22 protein-coding genes, 2 tRNA genes and 1 pseudogene are annotated in these 23,146 nt (G+C 61.3%); 14 read left to right on the plus strand and 11 right to left on the minus strand.

From position 1 onward, the window contains the following. A partial coding sequence (locus HCO70_RS23335; protein WP_172296298.1) for a hypothetical protein occupies positions 1–93 on the plus strand: 93 nt, incomplete at its 5' end. Positions 94–256: 163 nt separating this feature from the next. Here HCO70_RS23335 and HCO70_RS23340 read toward each other — a convergent pair. After that, positions 257–1,276: an NAD-dependent epimerase/dehydratase family protein gene (locus HCO70_RS23340; RefSeq protein ID WP_172300323.1), complete on the minus strand. Its 1,020-nt coding sequence runs from the start codon at positions 1,274–1,276 to the stop codon at positions 257–259. 76 nt (positions 1,277–1,352) lie between these two features. Here HCO70_RS23340 and HCO70_RS23345 point away from each other — a divergent pair, with 76 nt between their 5' ends. Next, the gene (locus tag HCO70_RS23345) at positions 1,353–1,919 is read left to right on the plus strand and encodes a TetR/AcrR family transcriptional regulator (protein ID WP_172300324.1); all 567 of its coding nucleotides are present in this window, start codon (positions 1,353–1,355) and stop codon (positions 1,917–1,919) included. Here HCO70_RS23345 and HCO70_RS23350 read toward each other — a convergent pair. After that, complete coding sequence (locus tag HCO70_RS23350; protein WP_172300325.1) at positions 1,916–2,059, minus strand: hypothetical protein; 144 nt, start codon at positions 2,057–2,059, stop codon at positions 1,916–1,918. The two genes, HCO70_RS23345 and HCO70_RS23350, sit on opposite strands and share 4 nt — an antisense overlap. Continuing rightward, positions 2,059–2,490 (minus strand): Hint domain-containing protein, encoded by a 432-nt coding sequence (locus HCO70_RS23355; RefSeq protein WP_172300326.1) that lies wholly within the window; start codon positions 2,488–2,490, stop codon positions 2,059–2,061. The genes HCO70_RS23350 and HCO70_RS23355 overlap by 1 nt, the downstream gene beginning before the upstream one ends. Positions 2,491–2,655: 165 nt before the next feature. On the opposite strand from HCO70_RS23355, the gene HCO70_RS23360 reads away from it, so the two are divergent. The 3 genes and pseudogenes from HCO70_RS23360 to HCO70_RS24930 form a co-directional block, all read left to right on the plus strand. Further along, positions 2,656–2,731, plus strand: a tRNA-Trp gene (locus HCO70_RS23360). Positions 2,732–2,752: 21 nt separating this feature from the next. Next, positions 2,753–2,980: a hypothetical protein gene (locus HCO70_RS24695; RefSeq protein ID WP_216665599.1), complete on the plus strand. Its 228-nt coding sequence runs from the start codon at positions 2,753–2,755 to the stop codon at positions 2,978–2,980. Positions 2,981–3,122: 142 nt separating this feature from the next. Continuing rightward, positions 3,123–3,429 (plus strand): annotated as a pseudogene (locus HCO70_RS24930) (IS6 family transposase); the annotation flags it as partial. Between the two features lie 71 nt (positions 3,430–3,500). On the opposite strand, the gene HCO70_RS23365 reads toward HCO70_RS24930, so the two are convergent. The 3 genes from HCO70_RS23365 to HCO70_RS23375 form a co-directional block, all read right to left on the minus strand. Next, positions 3,501–4,124 (minus strand): response regulator transcription factor, encoded by a 624-nt coding sequence (locus tag HCO70_RS23365; protein ID WP_172300327.1) that lies wholly within the window; start codon positions 4,122–4,124, stop codon positions 3,501–3,503. Next, entirely contained in the window at positions 4,121–6,517 is a 2,397-nt protein-coding gene (locus HCO70_RS23370; RefSeq protein ID WP_172300328.1) for a cache domain-containing protein, read from the minus strand. The genes HCO70_RS23365 and HCO70_RS23370 overlap by 4 nt, the downstream gene beginning before the upstream one ends. Positions 6,518–7,286: 769 nt before the next feature. After that, positions 7,287–7,363 (minus strand) — tRNA-Arg (locus HCO70_RS23375). A gap of 138 nt (positions 7,364–7,501) precedes the next feature. Here HCO70_RS23375 and HCO70_RS23380 point away from each other — a divergent pair. The 3 genes from HCO70_RS23380 to rbsK are packed head-to-tail and all read left to right on the plus strand — an operon-like array spanning position 7,502 to position 9,944. After that, a complete protein-coding gene (locus HCO70_RS23380; protein WP_172300329.1) occupies positions 7,502–8,269 on the plus strand; it encodes a metallophosphoesterase in 768 nt (255 codons plus the stop codon). A 51-nt stretch (positions 8,270–8,320) separates the two neighbouring features. Then, positions 8,321–8,992 carry an SGNH/GDSL hydrolase family protein gene (locus HCO70_RS23385; RefSeq protein ID WP_172300472.1) on the plus strand — a complete coding sequence of 224 codons (672 nt, stop codon included), beginning with the start codon at positions 8,321–8,323 and terminating at the stop codon, positions 8,990–8,992. A gap of 10 nt (positions 8,993–9,002) precedes the next feature. After that, positions 9,003–9,944, plus strand: coding sequence for a ribokinase (gene rbsK, locus HCO70_RS23390; RefSeq protein ID WP_172300330.1), 942 nt, complete (start codon positions 9,003–9,005; stop codon positions 9,942–9,944). A 111-nt stretch (positions 9,945–10,055) separates the two neighbouring features. Here the strand turns inward: rbsK and HCO70_RS23395 are convergent, their stop codons facing one another. The 3 genes from HCO70_RS23395 to HCO70_RS23405 all read right to left on the minus strand — a co-directional run bounded on the left by HCO70_RS23395 (position 10,056) and on the right by HCO70_RS23405 (position 12,440). Further along, on the minus strand, positions 10,056–10,436 hold the full coding sequence (locus HCO70_RS23395) for a hypothetical protein (protein WP_172300331.1): 381 nt from the start codon (positions 10,434–10,436) through the stop codon (positions 10,056–10,058). A gap of 116 nt (positions 10,437–10,552) precedes the next feature. Beyond that, positions 10,553–11,785 (minus strand): M20 family metallo-hydrolase, encoded by a 1,233-nt coding sequence (locus HCO70_RS23400; protein WP_172300332.1) that lies wholly within the window; start codon positions 11,783–11,785, stop codon positions 10,553–10,555. Continuing rightward, positions 11,778–12,440: a DUF1028 domain-containing protein gene (locus tag HCO70_RS23405; RefSeq protein WP_172300333.1), complete on the minus strand. Its 663-nt coding sequence runs from the start codon at positions 12,438–12,440 to the stop codon at positions 11,778–11,780. The genes HCO70_RS23400 and HCO70_RS23405 overlap by 8 nt, the downstream gene beginning before the upstream one ends. Positions 12,441–12,543: 103 nt before the next feature. Between HCO70_RS23405 and HCO70_RS23410 the strand changes: the two genes are divergently transcribed. The 6 genes from HCO70_RS23410 (at position 12,544) to HCO70_RS23435 (ending at position 20,169) form a co-directional block, all read left to right on the plus strand. After that, complete coding sequence (locus HCO70_RS23410) at positions 12,544–14,121, plus strand: ABC transporter substrate-binding protein (protein WP_172300334.1); 1,578 nt, start codon at positions 12,544–12,546, stop codon at positions 14,119–14,121. 86 nt (positions 14,122–14,207) lie between these two features. After that, a complete protein-coding gene (locus tag HCO70_RS23415; RefSeq protein WP_172300335.1) occupies positions 14,208–15,155 on the plus strand; it encodes an ABC transporter permease in 948 nt (315 codons plus the stop codon). Then, positions 15,152–17,017: a dipeptide/oligopeptide/nickel ABC transporter permease/ATP-binding protein gene (locus HCO70_RS23420; RefSeq protein ID WP_172300336.1), complete on the plus strand. Its 1,866-nt coding sequence runs from the start codon at positions 15,152–15,154 to the stop codon at positions 17,015–17,017. The genes HCO70_RS23415 and HCO70_RS23420 overlap by 4 nt, the downstream gene beginning before the upstream one ends. Then, positions 17,014–17,973 carry an ABC transporter ATP-binding protein gene (locus HCO70_RS23425; protein ID WP_172300337.1) on the plus strand — a complete coding sequence of 320 codons (960 nt, stop codon included), beginning with the start codon at positions 17,014–17,016 and terminating at the stop codon, positions 17,971–17,973. Before HCO70_RS23420 ends, HCO70_RS23425 begins: the two co-directional genes overlap by 4 nt. Continuing rightward, entirely contained in the window at positions 17,963–18,706 is a 744-nt protein-coding gene (locus HCO70_RS23430; protein ID WP_256373028.1) for a FadR/GntR family transcriptional regulator, read from the plus strand. The genes HCO70_RS23425 and HCO70_RS23430 overlap by 11 nt, the downstream gene beginning before the upstream one ends. A 734-nt stretch (positions 18,707–19,440) precedes the next feature. Further along, positions 19,441–20,169 (plus strand): hypothetical protein, encoded by a 729-nt coding sequence (locus tag HCO70_RS23435; protein ID WP_172300338.1) that lies wholly within the window; start codon positions 19,441–19,443, stop codon positions 20,167–20,169. Between the two features lie 207 nt (positions 20,170–20,376). On the opposite strand, the gene HCO70_RS23440 is transcribed toward HCO70_RS23435, so the two are convergent. Both HCO70_RS23440 and HCO70_RS23445 read right to left on the minus strand, forming a co-directional pair. Further along, positions 20,377–21,354, minus strand: coding sequence for an SUMF1/EgtB/PvdO family nonheme iron enzyme (locus HCO70_RS23440; protein WP_172300339.1), 978 nt, complete (start codon positions 21,352–21,354; stop codon positions 20,377–20,379). Positions 21,355–21,358: 4 nt separating this feature from the next. Continuing rightward, the gene (locus tag HCO70_RS23445; RefSeq protein ID WP_172300340.1) at positions 21,359–23,062 is read right to left on the minus strand and encodes a hypothetical protein; all 1,704 of its coding nucleotides are present in this window, start codon (positions 23,060–23,062) and stop codon (positions 21,359–21,361) included. Between the last annotated feature and the right edge of the window lie 84 nt (positions 23,063–23,146).

Below are 23,146 nucleotides of genomic sequence, written 5' to 3' on the forward strand. Positions count from 1 at the left end.
GCGCCGATCGCGATGGAGAACGGCCTTCGCTTCGCCATCCGCGAAGGTGGCCGCACCGTCGGCGCAGGCGTCGTCTCCGAGATCATCGAGTAAGCTTCGACAATAGAGACCTGCAAAGGGCCGCCAAATCGGGCGGCCCTTTCGCGTTCAATGCGCTGTCGATTAACCTGAATCACGGAATGCTGCCTGAAAACCCAGATTTCATCGCGTTCCTTAGTGGGTTCTGTATCAGGTTAGAATCGAAACCCTGTGGGGTTCAAGCCAGCCCGCGTTCGATCAGGCTCCGGGCCATGTCGGTGACGGACTGCGCGCCGGTAATCGGTGCCCGGCAGAGCAGGCGCCGCGCGCGGCTGGCGTCGAGATACGGGTTGTAGCCCAGTTCGTTCATGGTGGCCCGGACATCGCCATCGAACAGCGAGAGGATGCGGAGCAGCCAGTCCGGCGCCTGCCGCGTCGGGATACTTCCCGCACGATCGGGGAAGGCCTGTACAAGCACTTGCGCCGCCTGTTTCAGCAATAACGTATCGAACGCAGTCAGATGTCGTTTGCCCGCCGCCGAAGGATCCTTCATGGCGGCGACATGGATACGGGCGAGGTCGCGGACGTCGATTTGATGGATGTAGAGCTTCGGCAGCATCGGAAAGTCGCCTGTCAGGATCCGCCGGATTACGGCGCCGGAGGTGCCCGGATCGTTGTCCAGTAGTGGGCCGGATATAAAGCCCGGATTGATTACGGCCAACTCGGGACCACCATCGTAGGCCATTTCCCAAGCTTTCCGTTCTGCCAAGACCTTTGAGGTGGCATAGGCGTTCAACCGCCCGTCTTCCGGGTTTGCCCAGTCATCCGGCCCGAGCTGGTCCAGCCTGCTTGCGCCCCGACGTCCAGCAACGATGGCGACCGTCGAGGAGGTGAGGACGATGCGGTCGACCCGCGCATTTCGGGCGGCGGTGAAGGCGCGTTCGGTGCCCGCGACCGCCGGGCCGATGAGTTCCTGCGGATCCTTCGGCATGGTCGTGACGAAGGGCGAGGCGGAGTGGATCACGTAACGCACGCCCTCGGCGGCATTAGCCCAGCCGTCGTCGGCGGTCAGGTCGAGCGTGACGAAGTCCAGCCGCGAGGTGTCGGCGCCAGCGGCTTCCAGCGCCTGGCGCGTCGCATCCGCACGCTGCGGATTGCGTAGGCTTCCGCGGAGGGTGTATCCCGAATTCAGGAGCTCCAGAGCGACGTGGCCACCCAGAAAGCCGGTAATGCCGGTCAGAAGGACTGTGTCAGACATTTCGGTCTCCAGTTGAAGATAAGAACGAACTGAACGATAATCGTTCATATCGTTCATTTGTGTGGAGGTGTCAAGGGTGAGTCCGGCAGCGTCGGCGAAAGCGCGTGAGCGGGTTGAGCGGGTCGTGGCGGCGGCGGAAGCGCTGTTCGTGGCGAACGGACTGCGGGGTACCACGATGGAGGCGATCGCGAAGGCGGCGGGCGTAGCGAAGCCGACGCTCTATTCCTACTATCCCGACAAGGAGGCAGTGTTCGCAGCAGTGATCGCGGCGGTGGTGGAGCGAATGAAGGCGGTGGCGGATGTCGAATTCAACGGCGACGGTCCACCGGACACGCGGATCGCGCGGGGGCTGACGGCGAAGTACGAGGCGGTGCGGGAGCTGCTGCAAGGGTCGCCGCATGCGCTGGAACTGATGGGCAGCAAGCACCATCATGCCAAAGCGGAGTTTGCGGATCTGAACCGGTGGTTGGTGGAGCGGCTGTCGGGGATTCTGGTGGCTGCCGGTTGGAACGATGGCATTGCCACGGAACGCGCGCGGCTGTTGATCGCCTGCGGCGAGGGGATCCATGACCGCGCGATGGACATGGAAGAACTATCGCGCCAGATGGATTTCGTGACGCGGCGGTTGCTGGCCGAAACCTAAACGGAGGGTCCGGAGCGCAGCAATTGTTGCAGCAACTCGGGGCCGTGCAGGAAGGTTTCGAAGGCAGGGCCACTAGCCCAAAGTGCCTGCAACCCGTCGATCAGTAACAGAACGAAGGCCGACGACACGTCGCGCGGCATCAGGTCGACCCCGGCGGCCCGGTCAGGCGGCCGGCTGCGATCAGCGCACCTGGCCGTTCCGGTTCATGCAGAAGCGAAGCGCGCACGCGGACCCGGTGCGACGAGGACAAGATAACATCGTAACGCGGGCTGTTGATGCCGAAGACGCCGCAGGCAACACGCACTGCCCGCAGGTGACCCACCGCGTCCGGGTGATCCGACTGCGGCGCGATGCGGGTCACTGGGCGCCATCCGCCTTTGTGCGTCCAAACGTGATGACCGGGACGCAGCACATCGGCCGGGACAGCGCCGCCATCCGCCTCGACCAACGTTCCGGCGGCAAGGCAAGCCAGTGTCGGTAAGCGCGCGCGGATGGGATCTAGCCGGTCATCCCCGGTCCAATACGGGGTGAGGGTTGTGTCGAATTGAATTTCCTGACGCAGAACGGACATGACGGTCTTACCTTGAACGGGTGCATCGTCGCCGCACCGCGCCGAGAATTGGTGAACGTGGCGGTCCGGCCGACCGTCATCAAAGGTATGTTTAGAAACCCGGACCTGTGCCGCTGCTTAGGGCTTGATTTCGCCCTGCGAAGCCCGTAGCAGGAGGCTCGGCCTAGGGGTGTAGCTCAGTTGGTAGAGCATCGGTCTCCAAAACCGAGGGTCGGGGGTTCGAGCCCCTCCGCCCCTGCCAGGCCAGATCCCAGTATCAGTCATGTACGCAGCGGCGCCGGGCGAGGTCTACCGTTATCTGGTTCTGGCACTAACGGTTCCGCTGCCTATGCTGATGCCGTTGGCGAACACTGCCGTCGAGGTTACTGCTGAAGTTCCGAGGGCCAGGCTGAACGTGCGTTTCGACCTGGGCATCGCGGCGAGCCAGAAGATTGTTTTTTTACTTCGTAGGCTGGCGGCCGGACGACATAGCTCGCCCGGTCCGGCCTGAGCTGACTATTGCGCGGGCTGAAGTAAACGATGACGGTTTTTGTCGAGGCGGCGGCGCATGGCGATGAATTTCAGATCGCGCCTACGAGTTCCACGGGATTGGCCAAATTCTTGGCGAACTCCCGCCCGGTTAGGGCATCTGGATGAAGATGCCATCGACACTGCCGCGCCTCGTGGGCTTTCGGTTCGCCCCGCATGATCGTCGCCTATGTGGTCTGGGCATACCATCGTATCGCTCTGAGCACCGCCGCCGCCGAAGATCTACAGCCCGAGCGGGGGTGTGCTGGTCAGCCGGGAGGCCGTCAGGCAATGGGTGAACCGGCTTGGCCGCCACTCTGCCGATTGCATCAGACACGACAGGCCCCGCGTAGCCGGCATATGACATCTGGATGAGGTGGTCATCCCGATCAGGGCCGGAAACACTGGTTGTGGCGAACGGCGGATGCGCACCAACTTGCTAGTTAAAGGCGCCCCGATTTCATAGGGCGCCGTGTTCGTTTCTAGGCCAGAGCGACAGCCGACTACTTTTTCGCGAGCGCGATAAGCTCCGCCACTGACTTTACGCGCAACTTGGACAGGATTTGCGCGCGGTGATGATCGACCGTTCTGGGGCTGATCCCGAGACGGGCAGCGAGCTCCTTACTGGAGACCTCGGAAGGGTGCTGCACGATGCGCTCCGCAATTTCCCTTTCCCGCGCCGAAAGCAGCCGAAACCGGCTTTCCAGAGACTGATCGGCGCTTTTCTTCGCGACCAGTTCCTTGCAGAGTTCGAAGCAGGCTTCGATCCGCTCAACCAGATCGCGCTGCCGGAACGGTTTCTCAAGAAAGTCGACGGCCCCGGCCTTAATCGCCTGAACGGTGACCGGAATGCCGCCATGGCCGCTGATGAAGATGATCGGCAGCATCAGCCCCTTGGAGGCGACGGCTTCCTGAAGTTCGAGACCGTTCATCCCGGGCATGCCATAGTCGAGGATTAGGCAGCCTGTACGATCGGCCCCCACATCTTCCAGGAAGGAACTGGCAGCGCTGTAGCCCTCGACGTTGTAGCCGCGTTTCTCTAAGCCCCGCATCAAAGACGCGCGGATGTCATCATCGTCATCGACGATGAAAACGGTCAGCGGTTTCTGCAGCGAGATCTGTGTCATGTGCCAGTTTCACCCCGGACGTCGAAATCTGATATAGCGTAGCTGTCTTCAGTCGGCCGGCGGCTTGTCGCTTCGCTCCTTAGTTGAAGGGTCACGGTGAAATGAAATAGCGCGCCGCAGGTATCCGTGGACTCGTTCCAGATCGTTCCGCCATTTGCCTCCACTATGGATTGACAGATCGAAAGACCGAGCCCCATCCCGGCGGATTTCGTCGTCTCGAATTGGTTGAACAGGTTGATCCCACTGTCTATCCCCGGCCCGTTATCCTGTACGCTGACCTTTAGGAGGCCGCCGTCGCGCACCGCAAGCACATGCACGCGACGATCCCGAACGGAACTTGCGGTCAAGGCTTCGAACGCGTTGTGGAACAGGTTCACCAGTACTTGGGCGATCTGCACTCGGTTGGCATAGACGGGCGGCAGGTTCGGTTCCAACCGGGTCTCAACGGTTACTCCGGCCTCGTTCGCCTCGGCCCGGACGAGGTGCAGCGTCTGGTGCAGCAGGTCCTCGAAGGTGAAGACTGACTTTGCGGATCCGTCCTTCTGGATGAAGTCGCGCAACGCGTGAATGATCTCGCCGGCTCGGAGTGATTGCCCCTCGATGGCCGACAGGATTTCGCGCATCTCGGACATGTCGGCATCGTCTTGCGACAGGACCAGCAGCGCAGTGTCGGCGTTCTGGGCAATCGCCGTCAGAGGTTGGTTTAACTCATGCGCAAGACCCTTGGCCATCTGCCCCATGGTATTGCCACGGGCCAGATGCGAGATGTCCTTGTTCAGCTTCTTGATCTGGTCCTCGGTCGCCTTGGCCGACGTGACGTCCTCCATAGTCATGACCGAGTGCAGCAGCGTTCCCTTCTGGTCGCGAATAAGGATCACATTCACAGTCGCCCAGATGACGGTCTTGTCCTTCCGGACGCAGCGCATCAGCCGGTTGACCGAAATGTCGTGCCCATCGGCGCCGTGCCCGAATAGGCGCGGCACGGTCTCTTCCGGATGCGCGATGTCGGCGAAGTGCATTTGCAAGAGCTCCGGTTCGCTGAAACCGGTAATCGCACAGAAGCGCGCATTCACACGGATGATGGCGCCGGTTTCCGGGGAAATCTGCGCCATGCCCTGTGGTGAGAGCCTGAAGGTTTCGCCATATTCCAGCTCAGCCTCACGCCGCGCGACGGCTTCCTTGGCAAGTGCACTGTTAGCGCGCTCAAGCTCCCTGTAGGTCTTCGGCGCCGGAGCATCGGGATCGATCTCGCCCGAGGAGATCTTCGTTGTCCGGATCTCAAAATCTCGGACCGGGCGATAAATGTACCTCGAAACCACAAGCGCGATAAGGCTGGTGCCCAGCGTCACGAGGACGGCGAACCACATGTTCTGCCGTCGGTTCTGTTTGAGAGCGCCGGTGAAGTCGCCTTCCGGCGCATAGACCGCGATAGTCCAGGGCAGCTTCTTGCTGATGACCGGCAGGATCGACGCGACATAGCTCGAGTTGTGATAGGTAAACTGCGACTGCGTTTCCACCTCAACTGGAAACCCACCAGCCAAGGCCAGCGGCCCAAAAGCCGCCCGAGCGATCGGGTCATCGATCTCGCTAATTTCCGAGAACCTCAGGGTGCCATCGCTGGTTAAGATCTTGATCAGTTCCTGATCCGGGTGCGCGACGACATCACCGTTGTGGTTGATGATCAAGGCGCTGCCGTGTTCACCGATACTGAGGCGCGCCAGGAACTCCGAAATGGCACTGATCTCGATATCCACACCGATGACTCCCCGGATAGCGCCGTCCTCCTGCAGCACCGGCGACGCCAAGGTGATACCTGGTTGTTGCGAGGTGAAGAAGATATAGGGATCGGTCCATATAGTCGTGCTTTCCCGGACGGCCTTTTTGTACCAGGGGCGGCTTCGCGGGTCATAGGTGTCCTCGGGATCGAGACCACGCTCGACTTGTGTGAAATCGTCATTGCGCCAGATCAGTTCTGTCCAGCGGCTGCCGCCATCCGCTCGGATGATCTTACTGCGAAATTCGGCGGGGCCATCATGAGCGCGCATGACGTAAACGAAGTCGCCGTCCCGACCACCGTAGTAAAGGCCGGAGAATTGAGGCGTGATCAGCAACTGCTGGAACAGAAGCTTTTCCACGAGTTCCGGGTTGTCGCTGGCTACGACACTGTTCTCTGCAAGGCGTGCCGCCAGTTCTGCCGCGCTTTCAGCGGGTTGAAGAAACCCCTTGGAATGCTCGGCAGTGTTGATCCCTGCTTCGCGAAGCAGGTCTCGCGCATGCTCGATCAGGGTACGTTCCGAAGTGACGTAGGAAGACGTGACGACAAGAAAGATCGCTAGCACCTGGAGGCCGATGAGCCCAACAGCGAGTACCGAACCAAGTGATCTGCTTTTCACGTTTCAATTCCCGAGCATCTCAGGTCGACAGACTCTGTGATTAACGGTCTGCGTTGCCGGACCCCCTGACCAAATCCGCAACCGAAAAAAACCTCTCACGACTCTGCCGAAATAGGTAATTTCCCCTAAGTCAGTAAGCGCCTTAACTGTGAAAATACAGCCAAGTGTGTGAAATTGGCGGCACAGGCAATTTAACACGTTCAATTTATGGACAGGATTACAGCCGCCGAATGCTCGCCGGCTCATCGGCTGACGAACGGAAAGTTGCCATCCCGGGACTAGCTGACATTGCGAGACTGGTCGCTGCGACTGGTTCGTAAGCCACCGACGACTACGGCCGATTTGAAAGGTGCGGGTGCTGACGCCTGAACGGACAACAGGCGTCAGCACCACCAAGACGCGATCGGGGCAATCGCGCGCTCGTCAGGCACTCGGAGAAGACTACAGCGTGCGGTCTATTGAACAGGGGAAAGAAGGGGATGTCCCAAACTCAACCGAATGCAAGAACGCTTCCATGATGAGGCAGAACGCTGCCGGGTTGAATTCGTAACATTGCCTAGACGCTACGACACCACGGCATATGTTAATTGGCTCATTTGAATGAGTTTTTTGCCTCAACTTGCGGGCGATTCACCCCGTTTCCCCGCCTTGAAACAAGTGGCTGAAAGAACGATTGCGGTCGGCTTTGGACTCTTGGCCGGCCTGTTCGAAAGCGCCTACTATGACGTCCATTTCCGCCGTGTCGTATCCGGCAAGGGCGGGTTGGATTTGGTGACCCCGGCAGGATTTGAACCTGCAACCTATCCCTTAGGAGGGGATTGCTCTATCCAATTGAGCCACGGGGCCACGCAGTCCGGCAGCACGATTTCGCCCGCCGACAGGCCTGGTGATATTCGCTTGCGCCCGCACTGTCATCCCGAAACTACGTCTCGCTCAGCGAGCCAACGCGCTGTACCCTGCCAACAGGCCTGATACACTCCGACTATGAATCCATTGCGTAGTATTTTCGGGGGAAGGGTACGCGGCCCCTCCCGGGAACTGTTGTCATTCCCCCCGCCTCTTCCGGACGAAACCTTCTATGCCGTCGGTGATGTGCATGGTCGTTTCGATCTGTTGTGTCGTCTGGTCGAGAAGATCCAGCGGTCTGATCCGTCTGTGCCGATCGTCTGTGTCGGGGATTACATCGACCGGGGCGAGAATTCGCGTGCCGTCCTAACCTTTCTAAAGCTGCTTCCGGAGTACCGCAACGCACCGGTGATCTGCCTGCTGGGAAACCACGAACAGATGTGCCTTTCAATGATCGACGATCCCTCCCGGCATGCCGACCGATGGCTGCACTACGGCGGGCTACAGACAGTAGCGAGTTTCGGCGTTGCCCTTAGCAAAGGCAACCGAGAAACGCGTGCCCGCAAGCTGCGCGACGATCTCGTTCAGGCGATGGGCGATGACATGATCGCTTGGATACGCAGCCTGCCCAGTTACTGGCAGTCGGGGAATATTGTGGTCACACATGCCGGCGCCGACCCACTGGTCCCAATCGCGAACCAGCCGAAGAACAACATGATCTGGGGCCATCCGGAATTCACGACCGCGCGCCGCAACGACGGCATCTGGGTCGTGCATGGGCATACAATCACGGACCGTCCTACCGCCGAATCCGGGCGGATTGCCATCGACACTGGCGCCTATGCCACGGGGCAACTTAGTGCGGCGCGCATTTCCCCCGAAGGTATCGCTTTCGTCACGGCCTGATCCCTTGCAATGGACATCCGCGGCAGTGCCGGTCTACCGTGTACCGACTGGATGACCGTCAGGGAGGAACAGGTGTCGGGCGACAAGGTTATCCTCTGCTTCGGCGACAGCAACACCCATGGAACCGTCGCGATGGACAGCGTAATGGATCGACGGCGGTTTTCGAAGAATCAGCGCTGGCCCAATGTCATGGCCACCGAACTCGACTCAGGCTGGGAGGTCATCGCCGAAGGCCATCCTGGCCGGACCGCCGTTTTTGACGACCCTGTGGAAGGTGCCCACAAGAACGGGCTGACCGTGCTGCCCTCTCTACTCGAAACTCACCGCCCAATTGACCTTGTGATCGTTCTGCTCGGCACCAACGACACGAAGGCCCGGTTTTCCGCCAATGCCTTCGACATCGCCAAGGCGCTGGAGCGGGTAGTCAGGGCGATCAATTCTTCGGATGCCGGCCCCGATTGCCGTGCACCTCGCGTGTTGCTGGCGGCTCCAGTGCCTGTGGTCGAAACCGGACCGATTGCACCCATGTTTGAAGGTGCCGCAGCTAAGGCCCGCGCCCTCGGCCCCCTGCTGGCACAGGCCGCCGCCCGCTGCGGCGCCGGGTTTATCGATCTGGCGTCGGTTGCAGAGGTTGACCCGACCGACGGCGTGCACCTGAGTGCTGGATCACAGGCGGCCATCGGCCGAGCCATGGCGGAGACCGTCCGCGCGATGTTCAGCTAGGAGTTCTGGTATGCTAGGTGAGATAGTCATCCTCGGTGTTTTTGTGGCCGACACCAGCTATCGCGCCGACCGGATGCCAAAGATGGGAGAGACCATCCTAGGCAACAATTTCGCCCTTGGACCGGGCGGCAAGGGATCGAACCAGGCAGTCGCCGCCGCCCGCGCCGGAGGCCGCGTCCAGTTCATGACACGGCTCGGGCAGGATGCATTCGCCGACATCGCGTTGTCGGTCTGGAACGAAGCCGGTATCATCCCCGTCATTGAACAGGATCCGGACAGCTATACAGGCGCCGCCTATATCTTCGTGGAGGAGGCCAGCGGCGATAACGCTATCATCATCTGCCCCGGTGTCGCAGAGACCATCGACCGAGATTTTGTCGAGACGCGAGCGAACTTGATTTCCGGCGCTGACGTCTTCATGACCCAACTGGAACAACCTGTCGACGCAGGTTTCCGTGCCCTTGAAGTCGCACGCGAGGGCGGCACGACAACGATCCTGAACCCGGCCCCGGCTGCGAATCTGCCAGACGGCATGCTCGCGCTCTGCGACTACGTCACGCCCAATGAATCCGAGGCCGAGGCTCTGACCGGCGTTTCCGTCCGAAACCCCGAGGAAGCGCGTGCCGCGGCGGCCAAGCTACTGTCCCTTGGGGCGGGTGCGGCAATCATAACGCTGGGTGAGAACGGTGTTCTCTTCCACGATGGCGAGCGCACGGAACATGTACCGGCCTTTCATGCTGGCAAAGTTGTCGAGACGACGGGGGCTGGTGACGCGTTCAACGGCGCCTTCGCCGCCGCGCTCGTCGAAGGCGTGGAGCCCGTGGAGGCCGTCCGCTTCGGCTGCGCCTGCGCGGCGATTTCGGTAACCAAACCCGGCACCGCACCGTCGATGCCGATGCGCGAGGAAATCGAGGCCTTGCTTAACAGGAGCCCGGCATCGCTCAGTCGGTAAAGGGCACGCCCGCGAAATAGCTTCGCCGCCTTACCGAAATTCGGTTTATTGTCGAACCCTTGGTACGAGAATTGCGTGACTCAGCTCAAGGCAGATACAGGCTTGTCGCCCTTAAACGCCGATTATTTTGTTGTAGGGTCCTGACCCGAAAAACTGATCCGAACTGAGTGCGATTTTTCGGGCACATTTCCGGCAGGAGAGGAGTGCCCAGATGCCGAAGAAACGATTTACCGATGAGCGGATCGCTTTTGCGGCATCGGAATTGTTCGATCGTACCGATAGGGTCTTGTAAGCCTTGTGTGCACCAATGCAGGTCGCCGCGAGACCCAGCGCGGTGACACCACGTTGAAGCAAGACCGACAGCTGCCCGCCCTCATGAACGATCCGTTCAGGCTCGACCTGCCGTGTGTGAAACTGGCCTGCCTCAGCTTCGTGACCAGCGGGGTAGGTGCTGTGGTCGACAGCATTGCCGTTACTGTCGACCACGCACACCGAAATCTCCTTCGGCGCTACAACCAACCCGGCCGTGATCCTCGGGGGAAGGTCACTCGAGGAGAGTACCGGCCCCCGAAGCGTTCTTTCTGGGTAGTTAACTGGTCCTGATGGGTTCATGGGCCGGCTCTCGCGGAGCGCCGGGCCAGAAAATCGGCAATGGCCTCGACCGCCTGCCCCATGTCGGCGGCTGATGCATGTTCGGAGGGATCGTGGCTGACACCTTCGCGGCAGCGGACGAATAGCATCGCGATGGGGCACAGCGCAGCCATGGCGGAAGCGTCATGGGTCGCGCCGGAGGGCAGGACCGGACCGCGGCCACCCGCCTCCCGGACAGAGTCGCATAGTGTTTTGATCATTTCGGGATCACACGGCTCGGCAATTTGGAAGTAAGTGCGTGTCACGTCGATCGGCAGCCCGAGGGTTTCTGCGACCTTCGACACGATCCGGTGGAGCGCGTGGCCGGCGGACTCGCGGACTGTATCGTCGGGAGAGCGGATTTCGGCTGTGAGCCGAACTTCGCGCGGCACGGCGTTCACCACGTTAGGCTCGACATGCAATTCGCCGACGGTGGCGCGGAGGTCCACTGTTTCGCTGGCGAGCCGGTTGAGCGCGGTGACCAGAGTAGCGGCGGCGACCAGCGCATCCTTGCGCCCCTGCATCGGCAGGGTGCCGGCATGGCCGGTGCGGCCGTAAACGGTAACCTGGTGCCGCTCGATTCCGCAGATCGTCGAAACAACGCCAAGCGCCTCGTTCTCCGCTTCAAGAACCGGGCCTTGCTCGATATGGGTCTCTAAAAAACCTATTGCGGTTTCCGGCGCTCGCGCAAGGGTTGGTATATTGTCGGGCTGCAGCCCGAACCTCTCGAGAGCAGTGCGCAACGTCACACCCGTATTGTCCTTCAGATCCAGAACTCTCGCGTCGAAGGTTCCGGCCAGCGCGCGGGGCCCGATGAGCGCGGTGGGAAACCGGATGCCTTCCTCGTCGGCGAATGCAAGTACTTCGACCGCAAAGGGCAGGTGCACGCCGTCCTCGCGCAGCTTTTCCAGGGCCAGGATCGGCAGGGCGACGCCCATAATACCATCGTAAGCTCCACCTTCGCGTACCGAATCCTGATGCGAACCCGTGTAGAGCGTGCCCGTTCCGTCTGGCCCGTCGAGGCGGCCAACAAGCGTGCCGGCGTCGTCGAGCGTAACCGTCAGCCCAACTTGCCGCATCCAGTCCGAGAGATAGTCGATGGCGGCCCGGTGTTCCGCTGTGAATGGACGGCGTGTGACACCGGGGCCCGGCTCGGAGATGGCGGACAGATCCCTTAACCGTTGTTCTGCGAGAGTGCCCCAGTCAGTCAAGGACCCGGCTCCGGTCGTTCATCGTCGGCACCTGCCTTGCCCAGGCATTATACTCGCCGCTTGTCGCGCGGTGGTGCAGATCGCGCAATGCGCCGATGGGATCGTCGGTGTGATGATCGACACGTAAGGTCAATGGCGCACTGTCGGGATGCAGAATCAGCAGAGCCGCGGATAGCAGACCGCGACTGTCGCTGCCGGCGGCCTGCGCCGCGGAAATCGCATCGAGAAGCCGTGCGTCGAGTGGGCCAGAGCCCGTCATCACCTCTGCCATAGCGTCCAAAACCTCGACCCTCGCCAGCATGTTGCCGGAGGCGATTCCGTTCGAGAACTTGCGACTACCCATCTCCGGAGTGTTCTCTTTCCCGGTGAAGGCTGCAGTGCTGCCGGAAAGGTCCATTGCGGCGAGCTGGCGATAGTCGCGGCCGGCATCCGGCTCAACGACATGCGCGACGGCCTTTGACGCATCGGTTCCATGAGCCATGACGCTCAGCACGTCTTCTCCCCAAAAGGTCGAGGGGGCCGCGCCCTGGCTGGCCGACATTCCTGCCCTAAGAGATCCGCGAAGGACCCATCCACCGACGCAGAGCGAGCCGGTGGCGGCGGCTCCCCCGATCGTCCCGTTCTCGGGGTCGCACGCAAGAATCGAAAAGGTCATGGACCGTCTGCCTCCCTAGAAGCGTGTATTTATCATGAAAAATTGACCGATGCAATTTATCATGATAATTTTGCATTACTTGCCAACACGGGAGAGCACGAAGATGCAACTCATGAATTGGACGCGCCGGGGCCTGCTGGTCGCGGCCGGGGCCTTTCTGGCGTTATCGCCACTGGCCCGCACCGCGGAAGCCCAGACGCCACCCGGCGTTCTGATCGTCGGACAGATCGCCGAACCGAAATCGCTGGACCCCGCGGCTGTCACTGCGGTCAACGATTTTCGTATACTTGTGAACCTTTACGAAGGCCTGGTGCAGTACAAGCCGGGTACCCTAGAGGTCGCGCCAGGACTGGCCGAGAGCTGGGAGATCTCCGAGGATGGAACCGAGTACACGTTTCACCTGCGCGAGGGCGTGACCTTTCATGACGGTACCCCGCTCAACGCCGAAGCAGTTAAATTCAACTTCGACCGGATGCTCGATGAGAATCACCCGTTCCATGACACTGGCCCGTTCCCGCTGGCATTCTTCTTCTCGGCTGTGGCTTCGACCGAGGCGGTCGACGAGCTGACTGTGAAATTCACCCTTAACGAGCCATACGCGCCGTTCCTGTCGAACCTCGCCTATCCGACCGGTCTGCTCGTTTCGCCCGACGCCGTAGAAGCCGGCGGAGCCGATTACGGCCGCAACCCGGTGGGCACTGGTCCGTTCAAGTTCGCCGAGTGGCGCTCGAACGAGGCAGTGGTCATCGAGAAGAACCCGGACTACTGGGGTGCGCCTGCCGGCACCGAAGCCGTCGTATTCCGCCCGATCACCGACGCCAACACCCGCGTGGCAGAGATGCTGGCGGGCGGCATCGACATGATGGTCGAGGTTCCGCCGACTTCACTGAGCCAGTTTCAGGGCGACGACTTCACCGTCGTTGAGCAGGCAGGTCCGCACGTCTGGTTCCTGATCCTGAATGCCAAGGAAGGTCCATTTGCCGAGAAGCTGGTGCGCCAGGCGGCAAACTACGCGATCAACAAGGAAGCGATCGTGAACGACGTGCTGGAAGGCACCGCCGACGTGGCCGCTGGCCCAACGCCGCCGGCTTTCGCATGGGCCTATAACGACTCGCTGGAACCGTACGCATACGATCCGGAAAAGGCCAAGGAGCTGCTGGCCGAAGCGGGTGTCGACGACCTTTCTCTGACCTTCTACGTGACTGAAGGCGGTTCGGGCATGCTCGATCCGATCCCGATGGCCACCGCCATGCAGGCGGACCTGAACGCCGTCGGTTTCGACGTGTCGATCGAGACTTACGAGTGGAACACATTCCTGGGCGAAGTGAACCCGGGGCTGGAGGGCAAGGCGGACATGGCCGAGATGGCCTGGATGACCAACGACCCAGACACTCTGCCGTTCCTGGCACTGCGCACCGACGCCTGGCCGGAAGCTGGCGGGTTCAACTCGGGCTACTACTCCAATCCCGAGGTGGACGAACTGCTCGAGAAAGCCCGCGTCTCGACCTCGCAAGACGAGCGCGCGGACTTCTACAAGCAGATGCAGGAGATTGTGCACGAAGATGCCCCGTGGGTCTTCGTCGCGAACTGGAAGCAGAACGCGGTGACGAGCGACCGCGTCGAGAACTTCTCGCTGGAACCGTCGTTCCTGCTGCATCTGTCGGAAGTTGTGAAGAACTGATTTCACGGCGCCGGGGCCGCTTTCCGGATGGCCCCGGCGTTTTTCTATCCATCTCCACCGAAGCGACCTGCCACGGGGAGGCATGAATGGGCAGTTACATCCTCAAACGCCTGATCTCGGCAATTCCGGTGCTGCTAGGCATTACGGTAATTGTCTTCCTGATCATGGCGCTAATCCCCGGCGATCCGGCGACGGCAATTCTCGGCTCCTACGCGACCCCAGAAAATGTTGAAAAGATCAACCGCGATCTCGGTCTCGATAAACCGGCTGTGGTGCGGTACTTCATCTGGCTCGGCAACATGCTGACCGGGGATTTCGGGCGCTCCTTTTCGCTGAACCGCCCTGTGCTGGACGAGATCCTGGAACGCTTTGGGGCCACGCTGATACTTGCCGGCACAAGCTTCGTACTGTGTTCCTTCTTGGGCATTTTGGCCGGCGTCGTCTCGGCGGCACGCCAATATGGCTTCGCCGACAAGGCAATCACCTTCACGGTGCTGATCGGTATCTCGATCCCGTCCTTCTTTCTCGGGATGATGATGATCCTTCTGTTCGCGGTGAACCTGAAATGGCTGCCAGTTTCGGGAATGTACGCAATCTATGGCGGCGGTGACCTGCCCGACCTGCTTAAGCACCTGATCATGCCAGCGTTGGCGCTGGCAGCTGTCGCGACCGGCGTGATCGCGCGGCTGTCGCGGTCGGCGATGCTGGAAGTGCTGCGCCAGGACTTCATCCGCACCGCCCGCGCCAAGGGCGTAAAGGAGCGTCGCGTGATCCGCGGCCACGCGCTACGCGCGGCGATGGTCTCGATCATCCCGGTTCTGGGCATCCAGGCCGGGTTCGTGTTGTCCGGCGCCGTCTACATCGAAATTGTTTTCCAGTGGCCCGGCATTGGCCGGATGCTTGTGAACGCAATCCTGCAACGCGACATCCTGTTGGTGCAGGGCGGCGTCGTGTTCGTCGCGGCTTGCTACGTGCTGTTCAACATCGCGGTCGACGTGGCGCAGAGCATGCTGGACCCGAGGATCAAGACATGAGGCAGTTTCTCAAGCTCCTGTTCCGCAACCAGCTGGCGGCCTTCGGGGCCGTCGTGCTTGGGTTCATCCTCGTTCTGGCTCTTCTGGTGCCGGTCCTGCCGCTGCAAGACCCGGACGTGACGGCTACCGGCGACCGGTTCCTGCGGCCGTTTTCCGAAGGGCACCTGCTCGGTACGGACCACCTTGGGCGGGATCTGCTGTCGCGCCTGCTCTGGGGCACGCGTCTGAGTCTCGCGGTCGGTATCGCAGCAGCGGTGATCGCGGCGACCATAGGGTCGGCGATCGGGATCATCGCCGGGTATTTCGGTGGGCGTACCGACAACCTGATCATGCGCGGGGTCGATATGCTGATGGCATTCCCCTACATCCTGCTGGCGCTGGCCATCGTAGCGGCGCTGGGGCCTGGGTTGATGAACGCGCTGATTGCAGTTGCAGCGGTGAACATCCCGTTCTTCGCGCGGAACATCCGCGGTGTGACCGTCTCGCTCGCTGGGCGCGAGTTCATCGATGCGGCGCGGTTGGCTGGGATGGGGCATGTGCGGATCATCCTGACGGAGATCCTGCCCAACGTTCTGCCGATCATCGTTATCGCCATGTCCACGACCGTCGGCTGGATGATCCTTGAAACTGCGGGCCTGTCCTTCCTCGGTCTCGGATCGCAGCCCCCGCAGGCGGATCTCGGCTCGATGTTGGGCGAAGCGCGGGACGCGATGATCACGGCGCCGCATACCTCCATCGTGCCAGGTGTGATGATCTTCCTGATCGTGATGAGCGTGAACCTACTGGGCGATGGCGTGCGCGATGCGCTGGACCCGCGGCTGAAATCTGGCGCGCTGAGCCGCCCGCAGGCGAAGACGCTGGTGGAGCGGAAGGGCGCTGTGCCACCTGCAACTGACGATCTGCTGTCGATCCAGGATCTGGAGACGCAGTTCCATGTGGGCAAGCGCGTCTACCGAGCCGTGAACAAGGTCAGCCTGTCGGTCAAGCCGGGCGAATGCCTTGGTGTGATCGGGGAAAGTGGCTCCGGCAAGTCGGTGACGGCCCTGTCCGTCATGGGCCTGGTCGCATCGCCGCCGGGCGTTATCGCCGGTGGTGCCGTGCGGCTGGAGGGCGAGGACTTGCTGGACGTCTCCTACGAAAAGCTGCGCCAAAAGCGAGGTGAAAAGGTCGCCTATATCTTCCAGGACCCGCTGGCGACGCTTCATCCGCTGTACCGCGTCGGCGATCAGCTGGCCGAGGCGATCCAGTGCCACCACAAGGTCAGCGACGCCAAAGCTCGCGAACGGGCACTGGAACTGCTGAAGGCGGTGAGGATCCCGAACGCGGAAAGCCGGCTGAAGAACTACCCGCACGAGATGTCGGGCGGTATGCGGCAGCGGGTCGGTATCGCAATGGCGATGGCCAACGATCCTGACGTGATCATCGCCGACGAGCCAACGACCGCGCTGGATGTGACCGTGCAGGCGCAAATCCTTGCGCTGCTCGACGATCTCCGACGCGAGCGTGGGCTGGCGATCATCTTCATCACCCACGATTTTGGCGTGGTCGCGCAGCTCTGCGACCGGGTCGCCGTGATGTATGCGGGCCGGATCGTGGAACAAGGACCAACCAATGCGGTGCTCGATGCCCCGGCACATCCCTACACTAAACGGTTGATAGCCTGTGTGCCGGAACTTGGCGGCGGACGGCGCGAGCTGGCGGCGATCCCCGGCTTGCCGCCCGTGGTCGACAAACTGCCCGAGGGTTGCGCTTTTGCGCCACGTTGCCAGAAGGCCCGCGAAGAATGCCAGAAAGGTGAAATCGGACTTGAGGGAGCAGCGCCCCGCAAGGTGCGTTGTCTGTACCCCGAGGAGGCCGTATGACCGTCGCTTTGAAGATCACCGACCTCGCCAAGACCTTCTCTCTGGGCAAGCCATTGTTCCGGCCCGCGCTTCCGGGTGTGCGGGCGGTGCGACCGATGTCGTTTCAGGTGGAGGAAGGCGAGACGTTAGGAATCGTGGGCGAGTCCGGCTGTGGTAAGTCGACGCTCGCGCGGATGCTCGTCGGGCTGCTGGAACCGAGCGTAGGCAGCATCGAGATCGCCGGCAAGGCGCTGGACAATGCCGACCCGGCCGTTTTTGGCAAACAGATCCAGTACGTGTTTCAGGACCCGATCTCTTCTCTGAACCCGCGCAAAACCATCCGTCAGATCATGGAGACTCCACTGAAGCGCCTCTATGGCATGGACAAGGCGCAGCGACAGGAGCGCATCTCCGAAATCTTCGCCAGCGTTAACCTGCGCGAGGAATTCCTTGATCGCTACCCGCACGAATTTTCAGGCGGGCAGGCGCAACGGATCGGCATCGCCCGCGCGCTGGCCGCGGCGCCGCGGATCATCGTATTGGACGAGCCGGTCTCTGCTCTTGACGTGTCGGTGCAGGCGCAGGTGCTGAACCTGCTGGCCGACCTGCGGACCGAGTTCAATCTGACCTACCTGTTCATCAGCCACGACCTTGCGGTGGTGGAGGCGGTCAGCGATCGCGTTGTCGTGTTGTATTTTGGGTCTGTCGTCGAGATCGGCCAAGCCGAACACATCTTTAACGCGCCGAAACATCCGTATACGAAACTACTCGCCGAAAGCGCGCCCGTGGTGGGTCGGCCGCTGACGGCACCTGAACAGAAAGACAGCGAGCTACCCGATCCGCTCAATCCGCCGCCGGGATGCGCCTTTGCCGGGCGCTGCCCCCGTGCGACAGAACTTTGCCGGACCGATACGCCAGCATTGCGACAGATGGGGGAGGACCAGCTTGCCGCATGCCACCACCCGATTGAGGGCTGAAACACGGCTCAGCCGCCCCGTACAGGTAGCCGAGGCGATCAAGGAATGGGTTGTCGAGCACGGGATGCGCCCGGGTGACAGGCTGCCCGGCGAGGCTGAGCTGATCGAACGGTTCGGTATGGCCAAGGGCACGATCCGCGAAGCGATGCGCATTCTCGAGGCGCAGGGCCTGGTTAAGACGCGCACCGGCCCGGGCGGCGGTACCTTCGTGCACGAAGTCAGCCGGCAAAGGGCGAAGGCACTGCTCGGAAACTACTTTTACTTCAAGAACTTGACGATCGACGACATTTACCGTCTGCGCCGGGCTCTGGAGCCGGAGCTGGTGGCATCGCTTGCCGGCAAGATGTCCGAGGATGTGCTGGCGCAGCTGGAAGCGACGATTGGAGAGTACTCCGAACCGTCGAAGTCGATCGAGGAAGAGCGCGAGCAGCATATCGCCTCGCTGCGGTTCCACGCGATCCTAGCGGAGCAATCGGACAACCCGCTGCTTAGCTTCATAATCGACTTCATGGTGAACTTGCTTTCGGACCTAACCGTTTACCGACGCCTCTATTCGCCGCCGAACGTGGAACTCTGGGCCAAGGGTCGTGATTACCAGCAACGGCTGGTGACCGCGCTGCGTGAGGGCGAGCGTGGCGCGGCGCGGGCGATTATGAAGGCGCATATGGAAACCGCGTGGTCGCTGATGCTCGGCCAGGAGGCCGAGATGGAGCGGCGGTTCATCACCGAATAGCCCAGCGGACGTGAAAGAACCAAATCGAGACGATTCGTGTAGGTTGGACAATTCGGTCGATTGTACGGGGCCAAATACCCCAGTTCAATTTGCACTCTCACAAATTTCGCGGCCGGAATGCGCCAGCGGTCGTCTGATCGTTGATTAATGTCGGACGATTCGCCCCCGTAGCACTCGAAGTTACAGGTTTCCGCCGATCTGCTAAGGGGTGAGAACGTCGTTTTATCCGTTTGATTTCTTTTGCTGCACAAGCAAAGATCCGCATTTGGCTTTGCCGTAATGGTCGGCCAGAAGCGTGTGTCCGTGGGCTCTGAGCGGTCCGTGATGAGGGCGGAGAGTCAATTGTCAGAACCGCCGCGGCGGCGTGTACGGCAGCAACCATCTGCCGCAGGTCGGGCGGATAACCGCCCACTCAATTTACACAAACTTGACATAATCCGCCTAGGACCGCTTTTTGAGGTCATTCGGAACAAGTCGATTTTCCTTTGCGTGGCTGAACAAAGCGGCCGGCGGATGTGGGGACATTTGCCGTGATCGCGCCACAGGGGAAGGACGACGAAGGGACAGAAGGTACGTTGGGGATGACGAGGCTAGGATTCCTGGGATCGTTGGCGATCGCTCTCTCGCTCGCGGTTTCAGCACCGGCAGAAGCTGGATCGGGCCAGGGGCTTTGCAGCCATAAGCTGACGAAAATGATTCCGGGCCGCAAAAACGGCGCCACGGGCGGGAACTCGGTGGTTCAATCGGTAATGAACCTGAGCGGGCACGAGCGCGACAGCGTGCTTGAGCGTGAGTTGCTGGCCGGCAACATGCCGGGTTTCCTGCGCGATCTGGTGCCAGTTACGATCAACGGTGCGGTGAATGGCCATGCGCTGGAAATTACTATTTGCGTGACGCCGGACTATCTGGCTGTCGGTGATGACAGCGACTTTGTTCGCGTGCCGCTGGGCATGGCGGCGGCCGCACGGGTTGCAGATCATCTCGGTTTCATCCTGCCGACCCCGCGCATGGTCGACCTGATCTACGATCAGGCGGAAGTTCAACTGCCGCCCGAGCCGATGGCGCCGGGTGCCGCAATGACGACGACCAGCTATTTCATGCGCCACGACCGTACTGTCGACAACCAGGCGGGCCCCTACGGTCTGCATCCGGTGGCGCTGATCGCCGGGATCAAGAAGGATCTCGTGCTGTCCGAGCGGCTGCGCAAACAGCCGGGCCGCGTGGCCATCTATGGCTGGCACCGGTCGGGTGGTAACCCCATACAGCCGCTGAGCCTCGTGCATGGTGCAGAATATGCCGATTACAGCCACGGTATCAGGCTGGTCAGCCGCATCGCCTTTATCAATGGCCGCCCGGTCGCGCTCGATAAGGTGATGCAGGACGAAGATATCGCCCGGATCGTCACAGGCGAGGAAGGACCGATGCGGAACGTGCGGAACCTGCTGGCGACGCTCTACCGCTGACGACTTATAGAATAAGACGAGGGACAGCATCGCCCGCGCGCCGAATGGCCGCGGGCGATGTGCTTTTCGGGACAATGCTATGCATAGCGTTGTCGCAGAATCCGATTCCGAGATGCGATGCGGCGGCGCCCTTCGTAGAACGAAACGTTTCCGTCGATTTGTCAAAGCAGTTTCTGACTCGCCACGGCAGTTCGGCAACCTGTTAGGTCATTTGACCGTCGAGCAGCAGCGGAAGCCGAGGTGGTAGTTATGGTGGCTGTGCGGCGCCATCACAGGGCCACCATGCCAGAACGGTGCGCGCCATCGGCACCAGTCCTCGTGTGCACGGTAGGAGTCCCAGATGAACCAACTGCCTTTCATCTCGGTTACGCCCAGCTGAGTGCTGCCCCTCGATGACATTTGCGACGGATTCATCGGCAGGTTCATGTGCTCGGCGGCATTGCCGTGCTGGTCGTAGACGCCTAGTCGGCTGACGCAGCCAGGGAAGGAGCCGCTGGGATAGGTGTTGGTGCCACAGGCCCGGAAGTCTCCGCCGTTGCAACCTGGGCTCTTTGTGCTGGCCTGCGCGCAGATCCCGGTACGGAAGTTCGGCCCGTAGGCCCAGCTTTTCGATCCGCCATAGCGGCCGTTATGGATGCTGCGCATCGCGGCGACGGAACCGGCGCCGAAAGGATAGTCGGGTGGCTCCAGCGCTCCGGCACAGGCCCCCTCCCATTCATGCGCATCGCAAAGCCGCTTGCCCATGGCGGAACAGATCTGCGCCGCCTCAATGGCGCGGACCCATGTCACCGGGTAGGTACAGGGAATATTTGGAAACTCGAACATGTCGATGCAGGCGGTGGCGTCCTCCGGCTGCTGCGTGCGTGGATCGTAAAGTGGCGCCATGTACTTGTTGCCGCAGATCTTCTCGAACCTGGGGTTGTTGTATGCTTCCAGACCGCCCGGCACGCGCGCCGCGCATTGCGCGGGCGATAGGGGATGACGCGTTACCGCAGGGTTGCCTTGGCCCATGATGCCGGAGCGGGCGAATATCTCCTTGATGCGGCCGAGCTGGGCGCCGGTCACGCGGTGCACGCGGGCGATCTGCTGGAACATCGCCTCGTTGTTCTGCGCGAGCGACTGGGCCTCCGCCGCCACGGCAAAGGCGGCGAGCCCGACCGAAAGCGCGATTGCCCATATCCGCATGACTTTATTCCTTTCGCATCAGATAGAATACGTCCCGGTTGTCCGGATAACCAACAAAGCGCGGGATGACGCCGGCACTGCCGCTCTTGTCCAGATAGTCCATGCCATTGGCGATGTGGTCGACCTGAATCTTCCCATCTTTCCAGGTGTAGAGGCCCAGATAGGTGTGTTCCTGCGCGTTCATGTCCAAAAGCATCGCGTAGTCGCAGCCATAGGCCATGAAGGTCCGCGTCATCGCCGAGGGCGTCGCCGTCGAGAAATAGGCATAGACAAGGTACTGGGTTTCGCCGTCCTTGATCATACAGGCCCCGGCGCGCAGCGTTCGCAGGTCGGCATTTGCCGAACCGGACCAGTTGCCGGCCATCCATTGAGTAACGTAGGGCCCAGGTTGGCCGTTCTCGACCAGTGGTGTGCCGTTCTGCCGCGCAAAGCGCAGATTGGGCATCACCTCGTAATCCGACTCTTCCCAGGTCTTCATGTCGATGGAGCCGTCCTGTGCTACCGTGATGGTGGAAAGGCCCGGCCAAAGTTTGGAGAACACCACGCCATGTTCCAGCAGCCCGTAATGGCTGCCATAATTCACGCCGGCCAGCGGGCCTCCTCGGAACGCACCGTGCTGCCGCTTGAAGCCGCCGGTGAAGGTGGCGACCAGGCGATCGGTGTCATAAGAGGCAGCCATGCCCAGCGATACCAGCGGGTCGTCGGTACCGAAGCCATCGGGACCAGGCAGGCCGTACTTGCGCACATAGTGCGGCGGCCGCGGTGACCAGTCGAGCCGTGGGTGTTCGGTGCCACGGGAGTAGGCGAGTTCGAACTTGGACAGATCGAAGGCGATCAGGTAGGCGATCGCACTGCCCTCGACACCGTCGAGCCAGTTGGCGCCGGGCACGCTCATCACCTCATCGGAGACCGAGCGCGGCTGGATTGCGCTGACGAAGACACTCCGATGATCCCTGACCGGATACCAGATGCCCGAGACCATACCGCCTTCCGCATCGTCTAGCTTGAATTCATGATAGGCCGCGACCAGCGGACGCTGACCATCGGGATATCGGACCAGCGCCGAGGGCGGACCGTCAGAGGCAGTGTTGCCGCCGCCTTCGCCAAGCGTACCATCAAGCGCGTACTTGTCCTTGTTCAGCGTCGCCTTGACAAAATCGACCAGCGCGTCGCCGCCCCAGATATGGTCGCGGAGGAACTGCGAGGTCGCTTCGAGGCTGGTGTAATTGCCGCGCGTCGGAACCCGAAGGTAGAGCCGGCTGTCGCAGATCGGCGAATAAGGCAGGTTTGCCTGCGATGCCGCGGTCAGCATTGTCGGCTCGCCCTCCCAGGGTTTGCAGCTATAGCTGCGGCGGCCCTCGGTGATCAGGATCTCGGGGCCGCTCGCGCCGTCTTCCAGAGAGATAGCGCGGGCGTCGGGCGCGGGGTTCTCCAGATGGAAATAGGTGCGCCGGTTGCCCTGGCCGACTCCCAGCAGGAACCAGCTGTTGATGTTGGGGTTCAGCGAGATCAGCTGAACATGCGTCGCGCCATCGGGTAGCACAGCGTTCTGCTCGTGCCGATACATCTGGAGGTCAATGATGTTCTTGGCAACCTCGGCATCGTAGGCAGCGCGCTGCTGGGCTAGCCGGTCCTCAATGGAAAGAGCGGAAGCAGCGGAAGCGGAAAGGGCGACACAGGCAAAAGCAACAAACAGACAGTTCTTCAAATCCAAGGCTCCTCGCATCCGGTGGGCCGGACTGCGCTAATGTGGGGCGGTATCACCGAAGTCATAGAAAACAATGAAGCATCC

The organism is Pseudoruegeria sp. HB172150 (genome assembly GCF_013184805.1).
Lineage (GTDB): Bacteria > Pseudomonadota > Alphaproteobacteria > Rhodobacterales > Rhodobacteraceae > Psychromarinibacter.